We start from the raw sequence: 6,860 nt of genomic DNA on the forward strand, positions 1-6,860 counted from the left end.
CGCTTGCGCCCGGCCAGGATGCCCGGATTTCTGCCCCGGCGCCAGCCCCGGCCCGGGTCTGGGCGGGGAGAAAAGGGAGGATGGCGCCACGGGGGTGTCTCGTGGTACCAAACCACCCTCGTTTCCCCGGGTGGGTGGAGAAGCCGATGCGCACCACGTGGAAGGTCTTGGCCGCTGCCCTGGCGGCGTTGGGCGCGGGGATGCCCGCACAGGCCTCGGAGGAGCTGCTCCTGCGCCTGCTCGGCCCACCGGCCCGGGGGTCCGAGGCGCGGGTCTCCTACGCCGCCCAGTGGCGCCCCGAACGGCGGGCGGAGGGCGCGGCGCACGGGGGGGCGGTGGAGGTGCTCACCCAGCGGGCGGCCCTCCTCTCGGCAGCGCCCCTCGGGGCGGAGGCCGAGGGCTCGGTCGCGCTGGGGCTGCGACACCACGGCCTGCGGGGCGAGGCCCGGCTTCCCAAGGCGAACGTCCCCCTCCCAGACCACCTGTGGGACCCCACCCTGGGCGCGGCGTACCGCCGCTTCCTCGCCCTCGGAAGGTGGACGGGCCTCGCCGCCGTAGTGAACTCGCCCAGCGACCGCCCCTTCCACAGCGCCCGGGAGGTCTCCGTGTCGGCCACCGCCCTGTATCGCGCCCCCCGGGGCGAGCGGGCGGCGTGGCTCTTCTTCCTGCGCTACGACAACACCCGGGAGTTCTGGAACCACATCCCCCTTCCCGGCCTCGCCTACTGGGCCCGGCCCACCCCCCGGAGCATGGTGGTGCTGGGGGTTCCCTATTCATCGGTGCGTTGGGCCGGCGAGAGCGGGTGGGGCGCGAGCCTCAGCTACGCATTGCTGCGCACCCTCGGGGCGGAGGCAAACTACCGGTTCTCCGGGGCCCTCCAGGCGTACGCGGGCTTCCACATGGACAGCGAGTCCCACTTCCGTGCCCGGCGAGACCACCGCGAAGATCGCCTCTGGTACTACGAAAAGCGCGTCCAGGCCGGCGTGCGCCTCGATCCCTCCCCCCGCTGGAGCCTGGAGTTGGCCGGGGGCCATGCCTTCGACCGGTACTACTTCGAGGGAAAGGACTTCGAGGACCGGACGAGGGATCGGGTACCCGTGGCCGACGGCCCTTTCCTCCGGGCGGGGGGGAGCCTGCGCTTCTAGAAACCCCAAGGCCTTCGGTCCCGGGCTCACCCCTCCTCGAAGAGGCTCCGGCGCTCGATCCGGTCCACCTCCCGGTCCCGCAGCTCGACCAACGCGTAGTCCCCCAGCCCTGCATCTCCGAACGCCCGCACCCCCTCCTCGCGGCACGCCGCACAGCAGGTGCGGGGCAGCTCGACCGCGAGCAGGCGGCCCCGGCCGTTGACCCAGCTCTCGAGGGTCACGACCCCCGCGCAGTCCCGGCACAACCGCACCCGCTCCTTCTGCCCCTCGGTGATGCCCTCCCCGTCGTAGAACACCTGCCGGGTCTCCTGGTGGTGGGTGCGCCCCCGGAAGGCCTTCTCCCGCAGGGCCTCGCGGTTTCGGTACTTCTCCACCATGAGCTCGGAGAGGCGCCGCACGTACTCCCGGGTGCGCTCGCTCTCGTGGAACAGGTCGGCCTGGTAGTCGGGCTCCACGAGGGAGCCCGTGTCCAGGCCTGCCATGGCCAGGAGGATGCCGGTGTTGACGTAGGGCAGCGCGGTCTGCACCGAGTACCCCCCTTCGAGCACCGCCACGTGGGGCCGCAGCTTGCGGGTGAGGGCCGCGTAGCCCTGGGCTGTGATCGACATGTCGGTGATGGGGTCGGTGAAATGGTTGTCCTGGCCCGCGGAGTTGACGATGAGGTCGGGCTTCCAGTCCTCCAGGATGGGGAGCACGCAGTGGTCGATCACGTGAAGGAAACCCTCGTCGGTGGTGCCCGGGGGGAGCGGCAGGTTCAGGGTGGTGCCGTAGGCGTTGGGCCCCCCGAACTCCTCGGGGAAGCCCGTGCCCGGGTAGAGGGTGCGGCCGTCCTGGTGGATGGAGAGGAAGAGGGTGTCGGGGTCGTGCCAATAGATGTCCTGGGTGCCGTCGCCGTGGTGGCAATCGGTGTCGACGATGGCAACCCGCAGGGGCCCGAAGTGGCGGCGCAGGTGCTCGATCATCACCGCTTCGATGTTGACGATGCAAAACCCCCGCAGCCCGTGGACCACCCGGCGCGCGTGGTGCCCCGGGGGGCGCACCAGGGCAAAGGCCTTTTCCACCGTGCCCTCCAGAACCTTGCGGCCCGCCGTGATCGCCCCCCCGGCCGAGATGAGGTGCGAAGGGCTCACGACCCGCCCGGTGGACGGGAAGCACGTGTGCACCCGCTCGATGTCCTCTTCGGTGGCCACCTGGGGCGAGAACTCCTCGATCCCCTCCACGTCCAGGATGCCCTCCTCGAAGAGCTGGTCCCGGGTGTAGAGGAGACGCTCTTCCCGCTCCGGGTGGGTGGGGGAGATGGCCCAGTCGAAGGCAGGGAAGAAGACGATGCCGGTCCGATGGGGAGCCTTCAGCGGGTTCATGGCGGTCTCCTGGGTGTGGAGCGCAGAGCCTCTGGGGGCCCGGGGGCCGGGGCCTACGCGATCCGGCCGAGGATGCCTGGGCGGATCTGGACCCGCAGGCGGTGGACGCTGCCGACGGTGGAGAATCCCTCCACGATCTGGAAGCTCTCCTCCTCGGCGACCTCGGGCACGGCGTGGGGGTCGAGCACGCCGGCCTCCCGGGCCAGGGCCAGCAGCGCCCCCTCGGCCTCGGCCCGGGCGTCTTCCCGGGAGTAGCGCCCGGACAGCTCGCGGTAGACGCCGGCCTCGGGAATGGAGAGGTGGCCCAGCGCCGTGTCGGCCACCAGGTTGACCTCCAGGTTCACCCGGGCCAGGGCGGCCCCCACCGCGTTGGCCACGTCGAAGTGGTCGGGCACGGCCACGGGCAGATCCAGGGCCTCCTCCACGTAGGGCGCGATGGCGCGGGCCGGTCCCCCCACGGCCACGGCCCGCACCGGCCGCACCTTGTGGCCGTCCAGGAGCTCGTGGATCGTGTACACGGGCTTGGCGTTCACCGCCTCCACGAAGGCGCGGGCCCCCGCGGCAATTTCACGCCCCAGGGTTCGGAGCACCCGGCGGGCGCACTCCTCCACCCCCGTCCCCAGCGCCGTAGCCACGGGGACCAGGGCCTGCTCTGCCCGGGCGCGGTCGCCCAGGGCTCGCCCCAGGAGCACCAGGGCGTCGGTAGGGGTCGGGTGCTCGCCCCCCAGGGACGCCGGCGGCCCCAGGCGCTGGGGCCCGACCCGGATGCGGCCCCCCTGCGCCTGTACCAGGCTGTCCCCCCCGGCCCCCTGGGACCGGGTGTAGAGGGAGCGGATCTGGGTGCGATGGGGGCCGATGGTGGCGCCCCGGGGCTCCAGGAGGGGCAAACCCCGGGTGTACAGGGAGATGTCGGTGGTGGTCCCCCCCACGTCGAAGGCCAGGGTGTCCTCGCCCACGGCGTCCAGGGCCTGAACGCCCATCACGCTCGCCGCCGGGCCCGAGAGGGAGCCCTCGGCGGGGTTGCGGAAGGAGCCGGCGAGCTGGGTGCCGCCGTCGGCACGCAGCAGATACAGGGGCGCCCGGATGCCGTAGCTCTCCAGGGCCTCGGTCATGGACGTGACGAACCGGTGGTGGCGCCGCCACACCGACGCGGCCAGGAAGGCCGTGGCCGCGCGCCGGGGAAAGTTCAGCGCGCCGGCGAGGGCGTGCCCCAGGGCCACGTAGTCGAACCGGCCGCCCGCCAGCTCGGCGATGCGAAGCTCGTGGGTGGGGTTTCGCACCGAGAACTTCCCCGCCACCGCCAGTACCCGCAGACCCTCGGCATGGAATCGGTCCAGGTGGCCGGCCACCGCCTCTTCGTCCAGGGGGACGATCTCCCGTCCCCGGTGGTCCATGGCCCCCGGCACCACCCGCGCCCCCTCGTGGGGGAGGAGCGGCCCCGGCGTCATCCCGGGGCCCGCCGTCACCAGCATCCCGGCGGGCTCCAGCTTGCCCTCCACGACGGAGTTGGTCACCAGGGTGGTGGAGAGCACCACCCGCCGCACCTCCTGGGTCGAGACCCCCTCCAGGAGCTCCCTCAGGGCCTGGAGGCTGCACTCCTTGAGGCTCTCCGTGGTGCGGACCTTCACCTTGTGGAGGATTCGGGTGCCCTCCACCGCCACGGCGTCGGTATGGGTGCCCCCCACGTCGATGCCGACGTACACTCCTCTCATGGCGCCCTTCCTCCTCCCCTGGGGGACCGGAAACCCGGGAGCCGCCGCCGGGGAACCTCCACGGCCCCCTTCGGGCACAGCTCCTGGCAACAGTAGCACCGGATGCACAGCTCCTGGAGGAGCTCGGGGGGCGTGCCCGGCCGGAGCGCCCCTGCGGGACACGCTACCCCGCAGGCGCCGCACCCCGTGCACTGCGCCGCCGTGAAGCGGGGCGCCGGAGAGAGCGCCCCCCGCACCCACCGCTTGAGGAACCGGGGCAGGGGCCAGTCGCAGGGGCTTCCCGCCGCGGGCTCGAAGCGCAGGGGCTCCGCCGGGTCGCCCACCACCCGCACCCGGCCGGGCTCCAGGCGCCCGGAGGCCAGGCTCTCGGCCACGGTGGGGACGTCTCCGGGGTCGAAGCCCGAGAGCCGGGTCGCCTCGGCGTCGAGGGCCGCGGCGTCCGGCGAGGCCAGGAGGAGCCCTCGGGCCACCGGCCGTCCCCGGCTCGGTCCCGCCCCCTCCATCGCCACCACCCCGTCGAGCACCGTGAGCCGGGGGTTCAGCACCGCCTCGATGTCGAGCAGGTGCCTTGCAAAGGCCCGGGGGTCCCTTCCCGCCCGGAAGTGGGCGGCCACCTTTCGTTTGCCCGGCACGCAGCCGAAGAGGTTCTTCACCCCCAGGGTGAGGCCCATCATGGTGTGGGTCTTCCACTTGGGCAGGTTCCAGAGCCAGCGGGCCTCCACCGCTTCTCGGGCGAGCACGAGCCCCCGGTACGTGGGCCCGGACACCTCCACCCCCTCTCCTGCCCCCAGATCCAGGAGCGGCACGCCGTGACGCCGGCACACCTCGGCGACACCGCAGGCCCGCCCGACCCGCTCCGCGGACCCGAGCCCCGGGGAGTCGGCCACGCAGGCCCGGGCCCCCAGGTCCGACGCGAGAGCCAGGGCCGCATCCACCACGGCCGGGTGGGTCGTCACCGCCTCGCGCGCCGCGTGGGCGGCCAGCAGGTTGGGCTTGAGGAGCAGCGGCTCTCCCCGGGCAGCCAGCGGGCCGTCCGCGTCCTGCGCCAGCAGCTCCAGTGCCCGCCGGAGCGCCTCCCCCGCCGCTGCGTACTCCTCGCACTGCACCCGGGCAACGCGTACGTGCCGGGACGGCTCTCCCCCCGCGCTCACCCCCCCACCTCGGCCTCCACCCGCTCCCGGTAGGCGGTCTGGAGGCGGCGCGTCACGGGACCCGGGCGGGCGTCCCCCACCGGCGCCTCCCCCAGGCGCACCAGGGGAAGAACCTCCACGGCCGAGTTGGTCAGGAACGCCTCGTCCGCAGCCGCCAGATCTCCCCAGGGGAAGAAACCTTCCTCCAGGGGCAGACCCATCCCCCGAGCCTCCTGCAGCACGAGGCGCCGTGCCACCCCCGGCAGGCACCCCGCGCCCTCCGCCGGGGTGCGAAGGCAACCCTTCCGAACCCAGAACACGTTGGTGGTAGCCCCCTCGGCCACGTGCCCCTCGGTGTTCTCCAGGATCGGCTCCTCCCCGGCGCCCACGGCACCCAGGGCCAGCACGGTCGGCAGGTACGCCAGCGTCTTGTGGGAGTGTAGAGGCAGGCCCCGCGCCCGCAAGGGCCAGGGGAGCCGCGCCCCGGAGCACCCCTGCTCCCAGAGCTCGGCGAGCCCGGACCGAAGGGGGCGGACCTGGGCCAGGAGCGTGGGGGACCCCGGCCCCGGCCGGGGTCCCGGGGGCCCACACCCGCGGGTGAGGGTGACCCGAACCACGGCGTCGGCCAGCCCGTTGGCTTCCAGGAGCCGGGCCGTGAGTGCCGCGGGGTCGACGGTCGGGGGGGTGATCCCCAGAACGCGGGCCGACGCCCCCAGCCGGGACCAGTGCTCCCCGAGTCGAAAGGACCGCCCTCGGTACGTGCGGTAGGTCTCGAAGAGCCCGTCGGAATAGAGGAAGCCTCGATCGCGGGGGTCGATGCGGGCTTCGGACTCGGGCAGGATCGCGCCATCCAGGAAGCAGTAGGGCAAGAGCTTCTTCTCCGGCGACGGGTGCCAGCGCTCCTCGGCACCCCTTCTGCGACGGCCGCCCCCCCCGCCCCGGCGAGGCGCCCGTGCCAGATACTGACGGGTTGTGGGGGGAACATCAAGCCTGGACCGTGCCACTTAGAAGAGCCAGTGGATCAGTGCCCCACCCAGAAGGGCCCCGGCCCCCGCGACACCGAGCGCATGCAGCCAGAGGCTCGGCCCCGGGGCCGCCCGCCGCCACGCCCCTGCGACCTCCCGCACGGCGGCGGCGACTCCCAGGGCGAGGCACCCCAGGGCGAGCCAGCGCAGGACGGACAGGGGCACCAGAAGGTCGGGCACGGGCAGGAGCCGCGAGACGTGGATCGCCAGGTACGTGGCGGCTCCCGTGGGATCGTAGAAGAGGTAGGGGACGTAGGACGCCTTGGCGTTCAGCTTCACCAGGGCCAGGGCCGCGTGGGCTCCCAGGACCAGCCCCACGAAGGCAGGGAGGAGCGCCCCTCGCCCTGGGGCTCCCCGCGCCTCGCGAACGCCGCGCCGCGGCGGGGGCCGCACTCCGGCGTCCGGCGGCCCCACGCTCCGCCCCGCAGCACCCGCCAGGAGCGACGCCACCCACCCGGGGCCCAGGACCGCCAGAATCGGCAGGGCG

6 protein-coding genes are annotated in these 6,860 nt (G+C 73.6%); 1 reads left to right on the forward strand and 5 read right to left on the reverse strand.

All coding sequences use genetic code 11. The features are described 5' to 3' along the window. The first annotated feature begins 146 nt into the window (after positions 1 to 146). Positions 147 to 1,145 carry a hypothetical protein gene (locus tag AB1578_06990; GenBank protein ID MEW6487644.1) on the forward strand — a complete coding sequence of 333 codons (999 nt, stop codon included), beginning with the start codon at positions 147 to 149 and terminating at the stop codon, positions 1,143 to 1,145. A gap of 26 nt (positions 1,146 to 1,171) precedes the next feature. On the opposite strand, the gene AB1578_06995 is transcribed toward AB1578_06990, so the two are convergent. From AB1578_06995 to AB1578_07015, 5 genes are all read right to left on the reverse strand, one after another. After that, positions 1,172 to 2,506: a histone deacetylase gene (locus tag AB1578_06995; protein MEW6487645.1), complete on the reverse strand. Its 1,335-nt coding sequence runs from the start codon at positions 2,504 to 2,506 to the stop codon at positions 1,172 to 1,174. 53 nt (positions 2,507 to 2,559) lie between these two features. Continuing rightward, positions 2,560 to 4,218 carry a hydantoinase/oxoprolinase family protein gene (locus AB1578_07000; GenBank protein MEW6487646.1) on the reverse strand — a complete coding sequence of 553 codons (1,659 nt, stop codon included), beginning with the start codon at positions 4,216 to 4,218 and terminating at the stop codon, positions 2,560 to 2,562. After that, positions 4,215 to 5,369 (reverse strand): DUF362 domain-containing protein, encoded by a 1,155-nt coding sequence (locus AB1578_07005; GenBank protein ID MEW6487647.1) that lies wholly within the window; start codon positions 5,367 to 5,369, stop codon positions 4,215 to 4,217. Before AB1578_07005 ends, AB1578_07000 begins: the two co-directional genes overlap by 4 nt. Further along, the gene (locus AB1578_07010) at positions 5,366 to 6,217 is read right to left on the reverse strand and encodes an aminotransferase class IV (GenBank protein ID MEW6487648.1); all 852 of its coding nucleotides are present in this window, start codon (positions 6,215 to 6,217) and stop codon (positions 5,366 to 5,368) included. The genes AB1578_07005 and AB1578_07010 overlap by 4 nt, the downstream gene beginning before the upstream one ends. Before the next feature lie 135 nt (positions 6,218 to 6,352). Then, the coding region (locus AB1578_07015; protein MEW6487649.1) for a hypothetical protein at positions 6,353 to 6,860 on the reverse strand (508 nt) is incomplete at its 5' end.

This window comes from Thermodesulfobacteriota bacterium (assembly GCA_040756475.1).
GTDB lineage: Bacteria > Desulfobacterota > Deferrisomatia > Deferrisomatales > JACRMM01 > JBFLZB01.